Genomic DNA, 17651 nt, shown 5'->3' with positions numbered 1-17651 from the left:
GCGGGAACCGTTCGGCGAACCGTCCGCAGAACGCCGGAAAGGCGCCCGCCCACTGCTGCACCATCTGAGCCTGCACACACCACCAAATACCAGACTCGGCACTCAGTCACAATCTGTCGTTGCAGTACTAAGCCGCCCCGGCCAACTGCGGCTCGGGCTGCATGGTCAAGCAGTAATTGGTGAAGCCACGTTCACAGTTCTTGCAGAACCCGCAAGCGATGTTGAACGGCAGCACGACCCGCTCACCAACCTTGACCTTGTCCACACCGTCACCGACCTCCACGACCTCCCCGAGGTTCTCGTGCCCGAAGGTGCGCCCGGTCTCGAAGCTGGTGCGCCCCTCGTACATGTGCAGGTCCGACCCGCAGATATTGGTGGCAGTAATCCGCACCAGGACGTCGGTCGGGCGTTCGATCTTCGCGTCGGGCACCTCCTCGACGGCGACGTCGTTGGGTCCTTTGTAGACCACTGCCTTCATGGTGAGCCTCCTCGACATTGGTGCTGCAACGACGATGACGCCGACCCGGCCGGCCCCATCGGCTTCGGCGACCTCTTCAGGCTGCCCGTCAACGCATCCCCAGCTTTGCCCATCACCGCAGGTCACGACCAGGACATAATTCCTCCGGCACGTGAGTCAGGGACTAATGTGGCGGGCCATGGAGCTGCGACAACTGCGGTACTTCGTGGCGGTGGCCGAGGAGCGGCACTTCGGGCGGGCCGCGGCCCGGCTGCGCATCGCGGCGCCGTCGCTGTCCCAGCAGATCAAGGTCCTGGAACGGGACCTGCACGTCACCCTGCTCGAGCGCAGCCCCCGCCACGTGGACCTCACCACCGCTGGGGAGGTGCTGCTCGAACACGCCTACGTCCTGCTGGCCCGGGCCGAGCGCGCCCGCACCGAGGTCGGCTGCTCCGACGGCCGCCACCGGCACCTGAGCCTGCGCGTCGTCCCGGGCGTGGAGCACATCTTGGAAGGGCCCCTGGCCCACCTGGCCGGACCGGACTACGAGCTGGAGGTCACCGCTGCGACGGCCACCGACTGCGAAGCGATCCGCGCCGTCCGCGACGAGCACCTCGACGCGGCCATCGTGTGGGTCCGCTGCGCCCAGGACCAGGACCTCCCCGGCACCGTCCTGGCCCAGGTGCCGTTGCACCTGGCCCTGCCGGTCGGGCACCGGCTGGCCGCCGCGGCAGCGGTCCCGGTCACCGAGCTGACCGAGGAGACGGTCGTGTTGATCTCTCGCGAACTCTTCCCCGGCATTTGGGACCACCTTCTCGCCCGCCTGCTCCCCGCCGGGCTGTCCCGTCCCGAGCAGGTGCTCACCCTGCCGAATCTCATCAACGCCCCCGAAGCCCTGCTCCGCGCGGTCGCCGCCGGGTCCGGGGTGGCACCGGTCGCCCCGGCGGTGGCCGCCCACCTCGCGGTCCCCGGGATCGTCGTCCGTCCCCTCGACCCGCCCCTGACGGCCCCCGTCGAACTGATCTGGCACAAACCCGCCCACCCCGCCCTCCCCGACATCATCACCCTGCTCACCGACACCTCGGGGTAGGACGAGCGGGAACGTTGAAGACGCTGCAGGGTCAGGAGCTGTCGACCGGCCCGATCGCGGGGTGGCGCCAGAGTTCCCAGCTGGTCTGGAGCAGGCAGACGAGAGCAAGCCCGGTCAGCGCCGCCAACGCTGGCGCGGACACAGCCACCGGAATCAGCGCGGCAGCCCCCACCGCGGCAAGAAGGCGATCGGCGGCGAGCTGGTGGTGATCGCGCCACCGATAGGCGACGTCACCGAGGAAGAACAACGCGACGCCACCGGCCAGGGCGACGGCGGGCAACAGCGGGAGCGGCTCGGCCGCACCCGCGACGGCCTCGTGCACCCCGAGGGCGAAGAACACCACCCCGGCCACCAGCGGCAGATGCAGGTAGCTGTAAGAATCGCGCGCCAGCCGGGCCCGCTCCCGGTTCCCGGTGCCGCGCAGCCGCCGTTGAGCCCCGCCGCGGAGATAACCGAAGTAGGACCACCACAGCCCGGCCGCGATCAGCACGGCCAGGAGGACAGCGGTCACCACACCCGGTTGCCCCAGAGAGTCTTCGGCGCCGGCGCCCACCTCCACGATCGCCTCACCCAGCGCGATGATGATGATCTGTCCGTGCCGCTCCACGAAGTAGGTGGGCGCTACACCCCAGCCGGTGGTACCGACCAGAACCGGCCCGGAGAAGTCGATCACCGCCGCCGCGATCCACAACAGCTCCCGCCCCGGTGTGTCGACGAACGCGGCGGCCACCAGCAGCACCGGCCCGGTGAGCAGGGTGGGAACCAACCGCAGCGCGGCCGCACCCACGGCCGCCTCACCCCGCACGTCCAGAGCCAGCAGCGCGATGTGGATCAGTCGCACCGCCAGGAACGCGAGCCCGAACACCAGCGCCCGCGCGCCGAATGCCTGCGGCAACGCAACTGCCGCGATCAGCATCGCCGCCATCGCAAGGAAGATCAGCAATCGGTGCGCATGCCTGGCGTGGTCGGAGGTGTTGGTCAGCCAGGCGTAGCACACCCAGGCCCACCACACTGCGGCAAGAGCCAGAAGGCCGCGTCCGAAGCCCGCCCAGGAGATGTCCGCCAGCATCAGGATCGTAACCTGGGACATCGCGTAGACGAAGACCAGGTCGAAGAACAGCTCCAGCGTCCCGACCGACCGGTCCGCCGTGCCCTCGGATGCCTGCTCACCGGACGCTGCTGCGCCGCCGCTCATGTCGCCTAGATTACCCGGGACGACGCGCACCACGCCGGTACTCGCCCCGGGGATGCCGCAGACCACGGCCACGTTCATGAACTCCTGGCGGCTCGACGCGGCCGAGGAGAGGGCGCAACCACTCCAGTGCCGGTCACACGGTATCGACCTTGGCGATGGCCGCGACGGTGGTCAGCGCCGCCAGCAGGTACCCCCTCCACATGACCGATCCTGGAATCGAGGGGGCGTGGTAGCTACAGCACGGGAGTCGATGGGCATGCCATGGCCGGAGGGGGTGCCGTGGTGATCGGTGGTGATGCGGGTCATGGAATCCCTCGTTCGTGAGTCGGGCAGGCCCGAGATGGTGAGTCCCTCCGCGATGGGGATCACCGTCTCCGAGGAGGCTCAGCCGGTGGCAGTGACGCTGTGCACCAGCGTGCCGGCAAAGTTGGTCTGGCTGCCGGGCACCACCGCGCGGGCGGCGATTTCCTTGAAGGCGAGGTAGTGGGGCGCTTGCTTGTGCTCCACTTCGAAGGCGACCTCGTCGCGGTAGAGCTCGTAGAAGGCGAAGCGGTTGGAGCCGGGCGCCTCAAGCTCGATCATGTCGAAGCGGTAACAGCCTTCCTCCTCGCGCACGGACGCCTCGGCATTGGTCTCGATGGCCGCGAGGAACTCCTGGCGGCGTTCCGGTCGGATCTCCAGGGTGACCCACAAGCTGAACATCATGCTCCTTCCGAAAAAATGTGCCGAATGTCTATGCATACCAGGCACGTGCACCCGGCGGATCGCGGTGCCCGATGAGGCAGCGCCGAATGCCCCCTCGAGAACCGAGATAGGACCATCAGATCATCGGCAGGGGCAGCTCCCGGAGGCGTCGATACAGGGTGACTCGGCAGATGCCGAGGTCACGGGCGACCTGAGAGGCCGGCTCCCCACCCTCGATGAGCCGCAGGGCGTTGCGGATCTGAGAGTCGGTGAAGGCCTGAGGCCGCCCGCCGAGGTCCTTGCCGGCGGCCCGGCGTTTGGCCACCGAGTCGGTGATCCGATCCCGCTTGATCTCCAACTCCATCTGCGCCGACGCCGCCATAACAGTAAAGACCATCGACCCCATCGGGGTGGCCGTGTCCACGTCTCCCCCGCCAAGGTTCAGCACCCGCAACCCAGCACCCCCACCCCGCAGCGCCTCGGCCAAGACCAGCATGTTCTACGTCGACCGCCCCAACCGGTCCAGCGTGGTGGCGACCAGAGTGTCACCCTCCCCGAGCGCAGCCACCGCCGTGTCGAAGGCCGGACGCGATGCGCGGCCGCCAAACACTTCATGTAGCTCCCGGATCCGCCGGTAGCGGGTGCCCCCCCCAACACGCCCAGGTCATCTAACCTGACCCCGCCGCTCCATGACCGGACCTTTTCTGGAGCTGGTCCCCGGTGATCGACGAGCACAATCGTGGGCTTGTCACCGACCTTGGGCACCCGAGTGAGTGGACATCGACAAGCTGATGTAAGTCCGGGTGCCTCGGACCGGCGACGAGCAGATCACCAACGCTGTGTGCCCTCTCCCCACCCCCGGCGCCGCGGGGACAAGTGGATCGGCGTCGGACGGTTCTCCACCCTGGCGATCCTCCGGGGAGAGGTACAAGATACGGTCATGGACATCACCGACAACGGGCCGAAACCGAACGCGTTCGATATCGAGAGCGCCACGACGGAGAACGCTGACTACCGCCGCGTCGCCTGGACGGGCAAGCACCTGCAGGTGACGCTCATGTCGATCGAGCCCGGCGGAGCGATTGGTCTCGAGGTGCATTACGGCACCGACCAGTTTCTGCGCATCGACGCCGGCAAGGGCCGCGCGAAGATGGGGCCCTCGAAGGACAATCTCTCGTTCCAGCAGGACGTCGAGGACGGCTGGAGCATCCAAGTGCCCGCCGGCACGTGGCACGACGTGGAGAACACCGGGGACGAGCCGCTGCGCCTCTACACGATCTACGCGCCCACGCACCACGCGCAGGGCATCGTGCACAAGGCTCCGGAAGACGCCGAGAAGGACGAGGAGCAGGGCCGCGACGAGCCACCGCCGTGGATCGATGAGGTCGACGACCAGGGCGAAGAGACCGCCTGAGCTGCTACAACGATTACCTGACTGTCCGGTAACCGGCCCTATGTAAGGTGGCTTGCTCGTGGCCGCCGTGGGCTAACCGACTGCGTGCTCTTACCGTGCGCTGGAGTACATCCGAGGCGAGGGGCTTGAGGTGATTCCCAGCGATTGCAGCTCGTGCCGGCGTGCCAGCATTTGCGCTTCGGCTTGGCGGGCCCAGAGGCGCGAGCTGCGCTCGAACCTCGACACGACCCCGAGGGTGAGCATCAGCACCCCGGCCATCAGCAGTGCCATCCAGACGGGGTCCAGTGCTTGGTCAGCCCTGATGGACAGCCACAGCCCCGCCAGGGCCACCGCGGTCAGGAACGCACCGGCGCGAGTGGTCACCGTGATCAGCGCGCCTGTCATCAAAAGCCCCCTCGAGCCCGTATGCCGTCCCCGCTCGTTCTATACCCCATAGTAACTTGGTGCATCACTAAGCGTTGCAGGGCATCACTGCGTTTCTCCGCCTTTTGGCAAAGCATGGCTCCTGGCCCGGCGGTGATCGACGCCGAGGACTTCGACACCGCCGAGGGCATCGACCTGGCCGGGGCGAACCTCGCCCGCGAAGAGCTCACCGTGGCCGCCATTCCCGAGCAGAACGTCGAGTTCACCTGCCGCATCTGCTTCCTGGTCCGCCACCGGTTTCAGCTCGTCCGCACCAGTGCGGGCACCAGCTACTGCGGGGATTGCGCGGGCTGAGTTCCCCGCCCGCGGGCGCACGGCCCCGGTCCCGGCGCACCACTCGCCGGGACCCGGGCCGTCGGCCGTTTACCCACCGGATGGGGCCGGTGGTGGTGGGGTTATCGCGCTGGGCCCTTCGGTGCCGGTTCCGTGCGCCCGGGGTGGCGGCACTGGTCGGTGAGGACGAGTCGGCGGTGTCCCAGGCCGGCTTCGCGCACCCAGGCCACGTGGAGGCGGGGGACGTGTTCTTCGACCTGGGCGTGGTAGCAGAACGTGTCCTGGTCCCAGATCTCCACGATCCGCCCCGGCGTCAACGCGTGGGCCGGCAGCACCGCGACCGAGGACCCGGGCGCACTCACCATCCCTCGCCCTCACGAGCGTGGCGGTGGGCGTCGAGGGCGTCCAGGAGTTCCTGGTGGCGATCCAGGGTCACCGGGTGCGGGCCTGCCGGGGCTTCCAGGTGTTCGTCCTCCAGCTGCAGGGACACCCGGGAGTGGAGGATCTGCAGCTCCCCCAGCGTCAGCGACTCCAGCTCCGCCGGGAACGCCTCGTCCGGACCCAGCCGTGTGCTGCCTTCCAGCACGTCGAGCCCGGGTGCACGCCACGACGCACCGGCCGGATCACTGAGGGTGTCGGTGCGGGTCTGCTGGTGGCCGATCACGCCGCCACCTCCTGGCCGGCATCCACGCCGCGCAGCGACACCTCGGGAAGACGGCCACCGCGGTCGCCGGGACCATCGACACCATCCCCGGTTCGAGGTGCCGGCGTGGGCAGCACCAGCCGCACCGCACCCCCTCGACCGGTGCGCCCGGGGTTCTCCAGCGCCTGGCGGAGCAACCCCACAGCGGATGCCTCGACCCGGGACAGGGGAGTGAGGTCCACGGTGACCGTGGTGGCTGGGGTGAGGGTGCGTGCGCGGCGGATCACCGCGTGCAGCCCCTGCTGGGACAGTACGGTCAGCGCACCAGTGGTGACCCTGATGGTGACGTGGCGGCCGTCCAGATCGACCTGGACGGCGACAGAGAGTTTGGAGGGTTTCAACGGCCTTCTCGCATCCTGGGTACGGGAACAGAAGGGCCGCTACTTGACCAGGGCAATAGCTTAGAACACCACTGGCGGCGGGGTAAGCGCCGTCAGCAGTGGTCTACGTCACAATGGTCCAGGTCCCCGGGGGTCAGTAGTTGAAGTGGGGGGTGACCGGTCCGGCGGCGGTGACCATCTGCTCGGCCAGGTCCCGCAGCTTCACGTTGCGGTGGTTGGACAGGGCGCGCAGAAGCTCCGCGGCTTCCTGCTGGCTGCACTGCTGCTGGTTCATGATCATTCCCACCGCCAGGTCGATGTGCGTGCGTGAGGCCATCGCCGCCTCGAGATCGCTCTGGGTGGTGCGGTGCCGGTCCATGCGCACGGCCAGGCGCAGCGCCTTGGAGGTCACCTGCACCTGCCGCTGGATCTCGGTGATTGTGGCCTCGTCGAACCGGTCGGCCCGGTCGGAGTACACGTCCAGGGCCGCGGTGGCCTCCTCCCCCAGCTCGAAGGGCACCCCCACCGCGGAGTGGATGCCCTCAGCGATCGCGGCCTTGGTGTAGTCCCCCCAGCGCGGTTCGGTGCCCATGTCCGCCACGTGCACCAGTCGCTGCTCCCGGGAAGCGGTCAGGCACGGGCCGTCACCGAAGCCGTACTGCAGTTCGTCCACCGCACGGGCCCGGGCTCCGGAGGAGGCCACCGTGCCGGCGCGGTTGCGGCGCAGCACCGTGACCCCGCACCACACCTCTTCCCCGTCCATGGCCAGGGAGTCGGCCATCATCTGGGTGAAGTCGTCGAGGAAGTCCTTCAGATGCGGGCTGTTCAGCAACAGGTCCTGCAGCCGGTCCACCTGCGAAGTCGACAGAAGAGGTTGAGTCATCGCGAGACACTCCGAGATCACTGGCAGAATCCAGCGGACGGCATCAGCCCCCTGGAGGACACCACCCCGGCGCCGAGGCAGAACACTACCGCACCACCCCACCACCGCCAGCCCTCCAACAGGAGCACCCCGGACCGGGCTGGACCCACTATCCGCCCCTGACCGGCGGACTCGATACCGTCCGCCCCGGGCGCTGCCTGCCGGGTAGCCGGCTACTTGACCACCCGACAGACAGCCCACTGATCATCCCAGCGGAAGCCTCGCCCTTGGGGCAACCTCCTTCACGGGCCCGCGCACCAGCCATGCGCGAACCGGATGGCATGTTGTTGTCCCCTACCTCCGGGTGCGACCTCGACGCGCAAAACGCCCGTAGAAGAACCTCTACCGCGACACGACTGGGGAGTTCCGTCCGCTATCGGGCGCGCCGACGGGGACCGACCGCCGCCCACCTGGTGCCGAGGCGAAGTTCGTGAAACGCCGGGGGATGAGACGAGGGCCTACTGCGGACGGGTCGCCGCGCCGTCGAGCCAGAGAGTGTCCGACTGGTCACGGTGGGTCCCCGTACCCCCGACGTGCTTGGCGCTGATGCTGGGGCCCTTGGTGATGACGTGGACCAGTGCCATGGCGTGGCCACGGCCGATGCCGTAGTCGTCTCTGAGCCACTCGATGATCGGGGTCGCCTTTGTCGTGGAGTCGAACCCGCGCTCGTGCGCCAGGCTGACGAACTGCCGCGGCGTCAGCCCCGTCTTCGCTTCAATGCTGTCCAGATAGGCCTGGAAGGACATGCGGTCACCTCCGACTTCCGGCGCCGTCGCTCGGCGCGCTCCGGGGTGTTCAGTCTGGGCACCGTCGCCCACATGGTCAAGAACCCCGCCCTGCCCCGCATCGGCGCGGTGTGCCCATTACTGGCCGGAGGGGGTCTGCCTCCTGCGCACGGCACAGCACCTGTCCGTGCGCCGGCCAGCTCACCCACGCCGGCTCGACACCAGGTTCCATGGCGGAACCCATTCTGCGACGAAGAGTCATGGCCCGCCTTGGGCGCTCGACTCGGCCGCTTCGGGCTTTCCGTCACTTGGCCGGGTCGAGCTCCGTTTCCCGCTCGTGGAGGTAGACGCCCATGGTGAGCATGGTGATGAACTCGAGGGCGAGCACGGCGAAGGTCCACTCCCCCTGGGTGACGCCGAAGAAGACCGCGACGGGGATGACGATGAACAGTTTCATCGCGTCGCTGGTGATCATGGACCGTCCGCGGGCTCGCGGGGTGTCGATGTAGCCGTGCCCGGGGTAGAACATCCGCCCCTCCACGTGGTCACGGTCAGCTTCCTCGCGCGCCATCTGCTCGGCCCAGGCACGCCGGCGGCGGGCGTAGCGGAACATGCTGATCACCGTGATCACGTACATCAGAGCAATGAGCCCGGTGACGAAGAGGATGACCATCCGCTCGTCCCCGCCGGTGTTCACCCCAGCGCTTCCGCCGACGGCCAGAGGCATCAGCCACAGCACCAGCAGCACCTTGTCGACCCTGGTCAGCATCGTCCCCCTGCCTTAGACCTGGTCTTAAAACAGCGTCGTAGAGTTGATGGTGGCCCATGACGAGACACCGGGAGAAAGCTCGGCATGGTGCCGATCAGTATCCATGGAGAGAGAGGGTCATCGTGGTCGTGGACACCTCCGCCATGAGGATCCGTCGGGCTTGTGGCACTGATGTCCCCGCCATGGTGGGGTTGCTCGTGCAACTGGGTTACACCCCTCAAGAGGACTGGGTGCGAATCTGGGTGAGCGCCGCTTCGCCAGATGACCGGTGCCTGGTGGCGGAGATCGGGTCTCGAGTGGTCGGTCTGGCCCACGTCCACCGGGTGCCGTTCTTGACCGAGAGCGCTTACAAGGCCAGGCTCACTGCCTTGGTGGTCGACGAAGCCGTGCGTTCCTACGGTGTCGGTGCGTTGCTGTTGGAAGCGGCGGAGCAGGTGACCCGGGAGATGGGGGCCACTGTATTGGAGCTTTCGACATCGAACCGGCGCCAGCGAGCCCACCGGTTCTACGAACGCCACGGCTACATCCAGTCTTCGCGGCATTACCGCAAGGCAGTAGCGCCACGGGTATCTGCCGCGCCACCTGATCGTTCGATAGGCGACTCAGGTGCGGTGTCATCTGACGGGTGATTCCGTTCCGGACATTGTTGCGGTCGTTCACGAGCCTTCGGTCTGCTTGGGCCCCGTGCTGGGATTGGAGACGTAGCACTCTTGGCCGGTGGTCATTGGCGTGGGCACGACAAACGGCCTGAGACTTGAACGTGGTCGTATCACTGAGTCGCTTGCCGCAGTCGACGGACGTTGATGAGCGTGACGGCGAGCAGGAGGAGCGGCACCAGGGTGGCTTCGGTGCGGTCGTAGCGCAGCCCGAGGCGCTTGAACCGCAGGACCCAGGAGATGGTGCGCTCCACGACCCAGCGGTGCCGGCCCAAGTGGGTTTTGGCCTCGATCCCACGACGGGCGATGCGGGCCTTGATGCCTCGCCGGTGCAGGTAGCGGCGGCACCTCGGGTAGTCGTAGCCCTTGTCCGCGTGCAGCTTCTCCGGGCGGCGCCGTGGCCGGCCCGGGCGCCCCCGTCGGCCACGCACGGATGGGGTGGTCTCCAGCAGCGGCTCGAAGAGTTTGCTGTCGTGGACGTTGGCGGCCGAGGCCATTACGTGCAGGGGCAGCCCGGCCGCGTCGGTGAGCAGGTGGTACTTCGTCCCCGGTTTCCCGCGGTCCGTGGGGTTGGGGCCGGTCAGCTCGCCCCCCTTTTAGCCCGCACTGACACCGAGTCGATGCTGCCCCTGGACCAGTCCAGCATCTGCTCCTCGGAAAGCTCATCGAGCACCCGCTGGTGCAGCTTCTCCCACACACCGGCTTCCTGCCAGTGGCGCAGCCGCCGCCAGGCCGTGTGCCCGGATCCGCAACCCAGCTCCGGGGGCAGATCCCGCCACCGGCACCCGGTATGGAGCACGAACAGGATTCCCTCCAAGGCGGCCCGGTCATCGATCCGGGGCCGCCCGCCAGGACCTCGAGGCGGTGGCTGGGGCGGGATGAGCGGGGCGATCAGCTCCCACAGCTGATCATCGACCATCCACTGGTGCTTCCTCTTGGCCATGCAGGCATGGTCGGCCAACCGAACAAGGACGAGCAACGGCCGATCGGGTTTTGAGACCAGGTGTAAGCGCTACGGGCCGTGGAAGACCGCCCATGAACGCCTACGGAAGTGGACCATGGACGGCACCTGGGAACGGCTTCTGGCCCACGTGGTCGCGAAGGATGACGTAGCGGGTGAAGTCGAGTGGGTGATCAGTGTGGACTCGACCGTGGTGCGGGCTCACCAGCACGCGGCCGGAGCCCGCAAAAAAGGGGCTGCGCCCCGGCTGTGGAGGCTCTCGTCGTGGACGGTGAAGGCCTGGGTCGTTCCCGCGGCGGGCTGAGCTCCAAGATCCACCTGGCCACTGACGGGCGCGGTCTGCCGATGAGCGTGGTCCTCACTGGCGGGCAGGCCGGGGACAACCCACAGCTGTTGCCGGTCCTGGCGGAAATCCGGGTGCATCGGGGCGGTGCTGGTCGGCCACGGACCCGACCGCAGGCCGTAGTAGCGGACAAAGCCTACGCTCACCCCTCTTCCCGTGCTGCAATGCGGCGGCGGAAGGTGCGGTTCATCAGCCCGGAGAAAGCCAACCAGGTAAGGCACCGTATGGCCAAGGGCAGCCGAGGCGGGCGACCTCCCATCTTCGATGAGGAGCTATACCGAACCCGGAACGTGATCGAGCGATGCTGCAACCGGCTCAAGCAATTCCGCGACCTGGCCACCCGATACGCCAAGCGCGTCGCCTACTACCGGGCGGAGATTCTCATCGCTGCCACGATTCTCTGGCTTCGATGATCGGCGGGACGAGCATCAATCACGCACGGCGGCTACGGCTTCGACCTCGACAAGCTGATGGTCATAGCCCAGCACGGTCACGCCCAGCAAAGTGCTGGGAACGTCATGGTCGCCGAAGGCATCGCGTACCACGCTCCAGGCGCTGACGAGGTCCGCCTGCTGGTTCGAGGCGACCAGCACCCGGGTGCTGATAACGTCCTCCAGCGCCGCCCCTGCCGCGCTCAGCGCGATCGTCATGTTCTCAATGCACTTCACCGCCTGGCCGGCGTAATCGCCCACAGCCGCGGTGGTCCCGTCCTTCTCTAAGGGGCAGGAGCCGGCCAGAAAGACTAGGCGCGCCTCGGTCGGGGCTGTGGCTGCGTAGGCGTACTGCGCGTCAGATAGGGCATCGGAGCGGATGAGGGTCACTGCCTTCGGCATGGGTGTGGGACTTTCTGGTGGTGGAGTCGGACAGCCTGATCCTCTCAAGTGAGCCTCAATGAGCTTCATGCGGCTGAGCTGACTGCCATATCTGCGGCAGACGAATTCCGGAACAGCACCTACCGCTTCGCAGAACAGGCACTAGGCGATCTGTCGCGCCGCCACCGGAGCGGGGACGGACGGGACAGGCGGCGGCGCAGGGGCTACGACGGCGCGATGGGCTGTCGTCTGCTCGGCAGGTACACGCGCCCCTGACGGATCGACGTCCCCATCATCGGGCTCCGGGGTCGGAGGATCGGGCGCGGTTGATGCTGTAGCTGAGGAAGGGAAAAACCGGGAAAGGGCCACAGGGACCACGTCCTCGGACCAGAACGAATCCGTGCCGTCATCCTACGTCCGTTGCCGGCAGAAGGAGCCGGCGTATTTATCGCCTGCACCGATACGAATACTGGCTGGAGCCAATCGGTCGGCAACACCTCTTAGCTGCTGCACACCAATAGGATTATCCGTTGGTCGGACAGTCCTGTAGATGGGGACGCGCCTTCCGTCCGCGGGACGGGGGCGGAAGGCGCGTCCGTGCCGGTGTGTTCACCTGGCATGCGGGGCCGTCGGGGGGTGACGCCGATGGCATCCCCAGGCCTTTCCGCGGCGTTGTGCATCGGAACAGCGCCTTTTCAGGGTAGGCGCCAGGCAGCAAACTGGCCATGGGTAGGGGATGTGCTTCGCTGTGTGACGGACCCTTCGGTGTGCGCTCCGTGACGGAGCCCGTGCAGTCACGAAGAGGTGCTGCTCCGAGGTCCGACATCACGTCGGTAGCCCAGGCCGCCGCGGTCCGCTCGGCCCCGCCCACCGGCGTGTGGCTGTCCACGTCCACCGACTTCCTGTGCATGGACGTGAGGGTTGCACTGGCCCGATGCTCATGGGGCCCTGGGCTACCGGAGGGATGTGCGCGGCGGCCGCGGCGGGTGGTCCCGCTGGGCCTGGTCTACTACGCCTGGTCTACCGCACGGCCGTGCCCGGCGGGCCGTAGGGTGAACCGCGTCCGGGACGACGGGGCCCCCGTCACCGCAACGGTGACGGGGGCCCCAAAGTCGATCGGGTGCGATTAGATGCGGTCGCGACGGTCGGTGTCGGTCTCGATCTCGACCTGCTCCTTCCGGACCTCGGCGTCGACGCGCTGGGTCTCAGCAACGGTCTCCTTCTCGAGCTCGATCTTCTCGACGCCCACGGTCTCCTTGGCCACCACGGCACGCTCCTCGTGGAGAGTGACCTCCACGGTCTCCTCGCCGATGGTGCCGCCGGTGACCTCGGTGCCATCGAGGGGAACGCGCTCGATCCGGACCTCCTCGCGCTCAACGGGGACGTCGATGCTCTCGTGCTCGGTCACGACGTACTTGCGCAGCCGGGCGCGACCGGACTCCTCGCGCTGCTTGCCGACGCGCAGACGCTCCTCGTGACGGATGACCTCGTTGTCGTCGAGATCAGCGCGCGCGGCCGTGTCGTAACGGTCCGCGGTGTCGTCGGCGTACCGGTCATTCCGGCCGTCCCCAGCGGTTCCGGCCGCCGCAACGGCGTGGTGATCGGTCTCCGTGGCGTATCGGTCGTCACGGCCGGCGGCGCCGGAGTAGTTCATCTGGTAGTAGCGGTAGATCTCCTCCTCCTCGGCCGGGGAGAGGTGCTGGTCCGCGTCCACGTTCGGGGCGTCCTTGACGACGGCCTTGGTGTAGGGGAGCACGAGGCGGTCGCCGTCCTGCTGGGCGCCCTCGACCGGGACGAAGCTCTCCTTGGTGCCGAACAGACCGGTGTTGACGGTCACGAAGGTGACTTCCTCGGTGTTGTCGTCCAGGAAGACCTGCTCGATCTTGCCGATCTTGTCGCCGTCCGATCCGACGGCGGTGGCGGAGAGAAGGGCGTTGACGTCGTAGGTGGCCATGAGATCTCCTGTGTGTGATTCGTGTGGTAGGAACTCGTTGGTGAGAGTCCGGCGCAGACGGTGCCCGCCGGGGCGGATGGGTACGTTCGGCTGCTGTCCCATACCCTACAGATAATCAGCCCGCTGACCAATGGCTTTACCAAGAGTGAGCCCTCTGGGTGGCGAGGAATGGCCCGTGCGGTCATTCACCACTGCGGCCGAGGGGAAGAAAGGTAGACCACGCGTCGCTGGTTCGAGGCATCACTGGGTCGGGTGCGTGTCGGATGTGCAACCTGTGGTGGCATGAGCTAGCTCCTGTTTTCACTGATGGGGGCGCGGAATCCGCCGCGCCGAGCCGGGTCTTGATGCGTGTTGGTTGCTTCAGCCCTGCCGGGCCGACGTCGTGGGCCCGGTGCACTGATGGTCAGGGGAGGAATTCTGATGCCGTCCCCGCGCCCCGGAGTGGAGTGGCGCGCGGACGGGGCAAGCGTCGGGTGGGGTAAGGCATATTGACATGACCACCCATTAATCAGCTAACTTACTAAGAGCTAGGTGTCGGGGCTGGAGCCCGACGACGAGTCGGAAGGCGTCTCCGGGGGGAGTCGCCTGGCGTTTCCTTCGACTGGTACTAGTTATGCGCCCTGGGCGCAGCAGGGGTGCCCGGCTCTGTTCCGAGCCGGGCGCCCCGTCCTGGCTGTTGATGGTCGGTCTGGTGGCGCTGGTCGGTCGTGGGGAGTTGACGGCGATGGCAGGGATCGCGGAACCGGGCACCGCCGATCCACTCCAACAGTCAGTGGTGATTTCATCTGGTCGTGGGGCGGCAACCGATCCGGGCGCAGCGCTTCCCGACGGTGTATGCGGCGTGCCCAGACATCACCTGCCGTAGCGTCAGGTCCGTCCCAGGAGCACTCCGGTGGAGGTCAGGTGCTCGCTGACACCCCGGTGTCGATGCCGTCTGAATGCTGACCCTTGGGCGCCGGACGGATTCACCACTGGGTTCTAGCGGTCGTCCACGAGCGGGTCACCTTCCAACCTGGTGATGTGGACCAGTTCGCGGAGTTCCAGTTGAACATCATGGTCTCTTTCGCCCAGTTGGAGGGGCGATCACGGGAGCAACAGGCCGGGGGCATCCGCGCGGCCAAGGCCCGTGGGATCCATCAGGGCTGGGCCCGCAAGCTCACCGCCGAGCAACTGGCCACCGCCCGCGAGCTGATCACCACCTGGGTGCCCAAAGCCCAGGTGGCCTGTCAGCTGGGTATCGACCGCTCCATGCTCTACCGGTCCCTGGTCCGGAATCCATAGTGGCCGGCCCGCCGACGAGGGCCGGCCACAGCTTCCCAAATCCCGACTCGAAATCCAGGACTCGATAGACGATGACTCAAAAAGCTCACAACAGCCCAGAATCGAGTCACCCCGGCCGGCTGCTCGGCTACGCCCGAGTGTCCACCACCTCCCAGAACCTCGACGTGCAGCTGCGCGCACTCACCGAGGCCGGAGTGCCGGCGAAGCTGGTCTTCACCGACAAGATCAGCGGCACCCAAGCCGACCGGCCGGGCCTGGCAGCGCTCATGGCCGAAGCCGGAGAGGGGGACACGCTCGTGCTGTACTCCCTGGACCGGCTGGGACGGTCCCTGGTCCACATGGTCACCACGATTGACGAGCTGATCCGCCGCGGCGTGGCGCTGCGCAGCCTCACCGACACCATCGACACCACCACCCCGGCCGGGCGCTTCCAGCTCAACGTGTTCGTGGCGATGGCCGAGTACCAACGGGCACTGATCGTGGAGCGCGTCCAGGATGGACTGGAGGCCGCCCGGGCCCGCGGGGTGCAGCTGGGGCGGAAGTCCCCGATCACCCCCGAGCAGGTGCGCGCCATTCACCGGCTGCACCGGGCGGGGCTGTCCCACTACAAGATCCACCGCCGGGTGGGAGTGTCCAAAGGGGCGGTGGGTCGGGTGCTGCGGGGGGAGATCAAATCACTGGCGCACGTGAGTATCGAGCTGCCGGCCGATGAGATTGACGTTTGGGACGCCGAGGCAGCTGCCAGCGCATCCATGAGCTATCCGAAGAAGTAACCCTACGAAAGGTCACTGCCATGAACCCGTTGCTGTTTTGCCGGATTATCGGCTTTGCGCTGGGGATCGTGGTCATGATCTACCGTCGAGCCCTGTGGGCCCTGCTGTCAGTAGCAAGAGTTCCGTTGCGTGTACGAGTTCCGCTAGGCGCGGCCGCGGCTGTGATGCTGTTCTGGGGCCCATTCCTACCACTGTTGTTCCGCACCGAGGCCCCCGTGCTCGTGCGCGCCGGCGCTGTGTTCGCCGTGGGTATCGGCGCGGCCATCTCCGCGTCCCGGTGGTCTACTCGGGTGACGCGTCGATGAGTGGGATCATCTCGGGCGAAGCTATAGGACGCTTCTTCTCCCACGTCTTGAAAGGCCCGGAGCCCGACTCGTGCTGGTTGTGGCTCGGGGCGATCAGTGATGACGGCTATGGCCGCTTCTGGCTACCCACCGCTAACGGTCAGAGAGCCGTTGCTGCTCACCGTTTCTCCTTGGCCACCGTCCACGGTGGGCTGGGTGCGATCGAGGGGCTGACCGCGTTGCACTGGTGCGACGTGCCGCTGTGCGTGCACGCGAGCCTGGAGCCCTCCACGCACCTGTTGTTGGGCAGCCGGTCGGAGAACATGGCCGATCGGGCGATGAAGGGCCGGATGCCCTCGGCCACCGCCGCCCGGTGGCGGCGGCTGTCGCGGGCCGAACGCTCGGCCCGGTCCCGGCAGCTGCGCGAGGAGTTGAAAACCCGCGGGTGGGACGAGGACGTGGTGCGCGAGCTCGTGCACGGCATCGACCCCGACCACCCCACCCTGTTCTGAGGACAGGTCTATCCCGGAAGCGGAACCGAATACGTCGCGGGAGTTCCTCCGCACTCGCTCCAGGCCAGCTGAACATCGTCTTGCTGGTCCACGGGAAGGCCGGCCTCTACCTGGAAGCCGTCCGCACTCACGTGGGACACCTCCCACCCCTGATCGGTGAGGCATGAGGTCACATCCGCCCCTACCGTTTCGAGGCCCGAAGACGCCCCGGTGGTGGGCATCGAGGAGGGGGCGCAGCCGGTCAGTGCAGCTGCGGCGACCATCCCGGCCACCGATACGCGGACCCAGGTCGAAGTCGGAGATGTTGGTTTGGCGGTCATCATTGCTCCTGTGAGTCGAGAGTGAATGGGTTACACGCTGACGGTTTCACGCTGGGACGCCTCGGCATCATCGTGGGTCAGCTCTACATCGTCGTTGTCGCTGGACACGTCTGCGGGCTCTGTTGACGTGTGGGCTGAGGACTCCTTCAACAATGCGCGCACCTCAGCAACCGACAACTCCAGACGCTGCGCAATCTCGGGCACCGTGACCCGCTCACCCTTCATGCCGGCCACCACGCGCATCTGATCCTCCTTGGCCCGGGCGGCATCCTGGGCCGCCTTGGCGCGAATCTCCTCGATCCGCTGCTCAGCGGTTTCCATGATCTGCTCGGCCTCGCCCTGGGCGACGAAGAACTCCTCACCCAGTCCCAGTAACCGCTGCTCCCGAGCCATCGACTCCGCAGCCGCCCGGCGGGCCCGCTCCCGCGCCTCGGTCTTGGTCGCACTCTTACGCTGCGCCATCGTCCCTCCTTCACATCAGCAACACCATTCCATCCCATTGAACACCAAACGCGCCCTAACGGTCATAGACCAACTTCTCCACCCCGAGCATTCCGCCGCCCGTTCCGCTACCCGAGCCGGCGGCGCGAGAGAGGGCGCCTGCCCGGCGGCAGTGTCGTGAGCTTTGATGGGGGCCGTGGACCGCTTCCGAGATTCATCCTCCGGTCTCTCCACCGGACCCACAGCCCCCACCAAACCTCGTGCAGGTTGTCCACACGAACACCACATGTGGACAACCTGGTTTCGCTTGCACCCAATCGACTGATCGTGTGGACAGCT

At 67.1% G+C, this 17651-nt stretch carries 23 protein-coding genes and 1 pseudogene; 10 read left to right on the top strand and 14 right to left on the bottom strand.

Annotation, left to right across the window (positions count from 1 at the left end):
* Positions 1 to 127 precede the first annotated feature (127 nt).
* Positions 128 to 478: an alcohol dehydrogenase catalytic domain-containing protein gene (locus ACWCOM_RS12535; protein ID WP_454549070.1), complete on the bottom strand. Its 351-nt coding sequence runs from the start codon at positions 476 to 478 to the stop codon at positions 128 to 130.
* A 178-nt stretch (positions 479 to 656) separates the two neighbouring features.
* On the opposite strand from ACWCOM_RS12535, the gene ACWCOM_RS12530 reads away from it, so the two are divergent.
* Complete coding sequence (locus ACWCOM_RS12530; protein WP_454549069.1) at positions 657 to 1547, top strand: LysR family transcriptional regulator; 891 nt, start codon at positions 657 to 659, stop codon at positions 1545 to 1547.
* Positions 1548 to 1578: 31 nt separating this feature from the next.
* Here ACWCOM_RS12530 and ACWCOM_RS12525 read toward each other — a convergent pair whose 3' ends face one another.
* The 3 genes and pseudogenes from ACWCOM_RS12525 to ACWCOM_RS12515 form a co-directional block, all read right to left on the bottom strand.
* Complete coding sequence (locus ACWCOM_RS12525) at positions 1579 to 2820, bottom strand: low temperature requirement protein A (protein ID WP_454549068.1); 1242 nt, start codon at positions 2818 to 2820, stop codon at positions 1579 to 1581.
* A gap of 306 nt (positions 2821 to 3126) precedes the next feature.
* Complete coding sequence (locus ACWCOM_RS12520; RefSeq protein ID WP_454549067.1) at positions 3127 to 3447, bottom strand: putative quinol monooxygenase; 321 nt, start codon at positions 3445 to 3447, stop codon at positions 3127 to 3129.
* A 115-nt stretch (positions 3448 to 3562) separates the two neighbouring features.
* A pseudogene (locus ACWCOM_RS12515) lies at positions 3563 to 4036 on the bottom strand (recombinase family protein); the annotation flags it as partial.
* A 330-nt stretch (positions 4037 to 4366) separates the two neighbouring features.
* Between ACWCOM_RS12515 and ACWCOM_RS12510 the strand changes: the two are divergent.
* Positions 4367 to 4840, top strand: coding sequence for a cupin domain-containing protein (locus ACWCOM_RS12510; protein ID WP_454549066.1), 474 nt, complete (start codon positions 4367 to 4369; stop codon positions 4838 to 4840).
* Between the two features lie 90 nt (positions 4841 to 4930).
* On the opposite strand, the gene ACWCOM_RS12505 is transcribed toward ACWCOM_RS12510, so the two are convergent.
* Positions 4931 to 5224, bottom strand: coding sequence for a hypothetical protein (locus ACWCOM_RS12505; RefSeq protein WP_454549065.1), 294 nt, complete (start codon positions 5222 to 5224; stop codon positions 4931 to 4933).
* Between the two features lie 114 nt (positions 5225 to 5338).
* On the opposite strand from ACWCOM_RS12505, the gene ACWCOM_RS12500 reads away from it, so the two are divergent.
* Entirely contained in the window at positions 5339 to 5557 is a 219-nt protein-coding gene (locus ACWCOM_RS12500) for a DUF4193 family protein (protein ID WP_454549064.1), read from the top strand.
* Positions 5558 to 5894: 337 nt separating this feature from the next.
* Here the strand turns inward: ACWCOM_RS12500 and ACWCOM_RS12495 are convergent, their stop codons facing one another.
* From ACWCOM_RS12495 to ACWCOM_RS12475, 5 genes are all read right to left on the bottom strand, one after another.
* Positions 5895 to 6200 carry a hypothetical protein gene (locus ACWCOM_RS12495; RefSeq protein ID WP_454549063.1) on the bottom strand — a complete coding sequence of 102 codons (306 nt, stop codon included), beginning with the start codon at positions 6198 to 6200 and terminating at the stop codon, positions 5895 to 5897.
* Complete coding sequence (locus ACWCOM_RS12490) at positions 6197 to 6580, bottom strand: hypothetical protein (RefSeq protein WP_454549062.1); 384 nt, start codon at positions 6578 to 6580, stop codon at positions 6197 to 6199. The genes ACWCOM_RS12495 and ACWCOM_RS12490 overlap by 4 nt, the downstream gene beginning before the upstream one ends.
* A 133-nt stretch (positions 6581 to 6713) precedes the next feature.
* Positions 6714 to 7412 carry a GAF and ANTAR domain-containing protein gene (locus ACWCOM_RS12485; RefSeq protein ID WP_454549061.1) on the bottom strand — a complete coding sequence of 233 codons (699 nt, stop codon included), beginning with the start codon at positions 7410 to 7412 and terminating at the stop codon, positions 6714 to 6716.
* A gap of 527 nt (positions 7413 to 7939) precedes the next feature.
* Complete coding sequence (locus ACWCOM_RS12480) at positions 7940 to 8227, bottom strand: DUF4287 domain-containing protein (RefSeq protein ID WP_454549060.1); 288 nt, start codon at positions 8225 to 8227, stop codon at positions 7940 to 7942.
* Positions 8228 to 8510: 283 nt separating this feature from the next.
* Complete coding sequence (locus ACWCOM_RS12475) at positions 8511 to 8975, bottom strand: hypothetical protein (RefSeq protein ID WP_454549059.1); 465 nt, start codon at positions 8973 to 8975, stop codon at positions 8511 to 8513.
* Positions 8976 to 9103: 128 nt separating this feature from the next.
* Between ACWCOM_RS12475 and ACWCOM_RS12470 the strand changes: the two genes are divergently transcribed.
* Entirely contained in the window at positions 9104 to 9604 is a 501-nt protein-coding gene (locus ACWCOM_RS12470) for a GNAT family N-acetyltransferase (protein WP_454549058.1), read from the top strand.
* Between the two features lie 140 nt (positions 9605 to 9744).
* Here the strand turns inward: ACWCOM_RS12470 and ACWCOM_RS12465 are convergent.
* Positions 9745 to 10574 (bottom strand): IS5 family transposase gene (locus tag ACWCOM_RS12465; RefSeq protein ID WP_454549057.1). Its coding sequence is split into 2 segments (ribosomal slippage): positions 9745 to 10229 and positions 10229 to 10574, totalling 831 coding nucleotides; the frame shifts between segments, so codons are not numbered across the junction.
* A gap of 115 nt (positions 10575 to 10689) precedes the next feature.
* On the opposite strand from ACWCOM_RS12465, the gene ACWCOM_RS12460 reads away from it, so the two are divergent.
* Complete coding sequence (locus ACWCOM_RS12460; protein ID WP_454549072.1) at positions 10690 to 10896, top strand: hypothetical protein; 207 nt, start codon at positions 10690 to 10692, stop codon at positions 10894 to 10896.
* Complete coding sequence (locus ACWCOM_RS12455) at positions 10842 to 11348, top strand: IS5 family transposase (protein WP_454549056.1); 507 nt, start codon at positions 10842 to 10844, stop codon at positions 11346 to 11348. Before ACWCOM_RS12460 ends, ACWCOM_RS12455 begins: the two co-directional genes overlap by 55 nt.
* Before the next feature lie 15 nt (positions 11349 to 11363).
* Here the strand turns inward: ACWCOM_RS12455 and ACWCOM_RS12450 are convergent, their stop codons facing one another.
* Both ACWCOM_RS12450 and ACWCOM_RS12445 read right to left on the bottom strand, forming a co-directional pair.
* Positions 11364 to 11768, bottom strand: coding sequence for a RidA family protein (locus tag ACWCOM_RS12450; protein WP_454549055.1), 405 nt, complete (start codon positions 11766 to 11768; stop codon positions 11364 to 11366).
* 1105 nt (positions 11769 to 12873) lie between these two features.
* Complete coding sequence (locus ACWCOM_RS12445) at positions 12874 to 13701, bottom strand: DUF2382 domain-containing protein (RefSeq protein WP_454549054.1); 828 nt, start codon at positions 13699 to 13701, stop codon at positions 12874 to 12876.
* A gap of 1020 nt (positions 13702 to 14721) precedes the next feature.
* Here ACWCOM_RS12445 and ACWCOM_RS12440 point away from each other — a divergent pair.
* The 4 genes from ACWCOM_RS12440 (at position 14722) to ACWCOM_RS12425 (ending at position 16551) form a co-directional block, all read left to right on the top strand.
* Complete coding sequence (locus ACWCOM_RS12440; RefSeq protein ID WP_454549053.1) at positions 14722 to 14982, top strand: hypothetical protein; 261 nt, start codon at positions 14722 to 14724, stop codon at positions 14980 to 14982.
* Between the two features lie 71 nt (positions 14983 to 15053).
* Positions 15054 to 15755: a recombinase family protein gene (locus ACWCOM_RS12435; RefSeq protein ID WP_454549052.1), complete on the top strand. Its 702-nt coding sequence runs from the start codon at positions 15054 to 15056 to the stop codon at positions 15753 to 15755.
* 20 nt (positions 15756 to 15775) lie between these two features.
* Positions 15776 to 16060, top strand: a complete 285-nt coding sequence (locus tag ACWCOM_RS12430; protein ID WP_454549051.1) for a hypothetical protein — start codon at positions 15776 to 15778, stop codon at positions 16058 to 16060.
* A gap of 170 nt (positions 16061 to 16230) precedes the next feature.
* Positions 16231 to 16551 (top strand): hypothetical protein, encoded by a 321-nt coding sequence (locus ACWCOM_RS12425; RefSeq protein WP_454548917.1) that lies wholly within the window; start codon positions 16231 to 16233, stop codon positions 16549 to 16551.
* Positions 16552 to 16901: 350 nt separating this feature from the next.
* On the opposite strand, the gene ACWCOM_RS12420 is transcribed toward ACWCOM_RS12425, so the two are convergent.
* The gene (locus ACWCOM_RS12420) at positions 16902 to 17333 is read right to left on the bottom strand and encodes a hypothetical protein (protein WP_454549050.1); all 432 of its coding nucleotides are present in this window, start codon (positions 17331 to 17333) and stop codon (positions 16902 to 16904) included.
* Positions 17334 to 17651: the final 318 nt, after the last annotated feature.

It is taken from the genome of Kocuria sp. KH4 (assembly GCF_053711175.1).
This window is presented reverse-complemented; position numbering and strand designations above follow the sequence as displayed.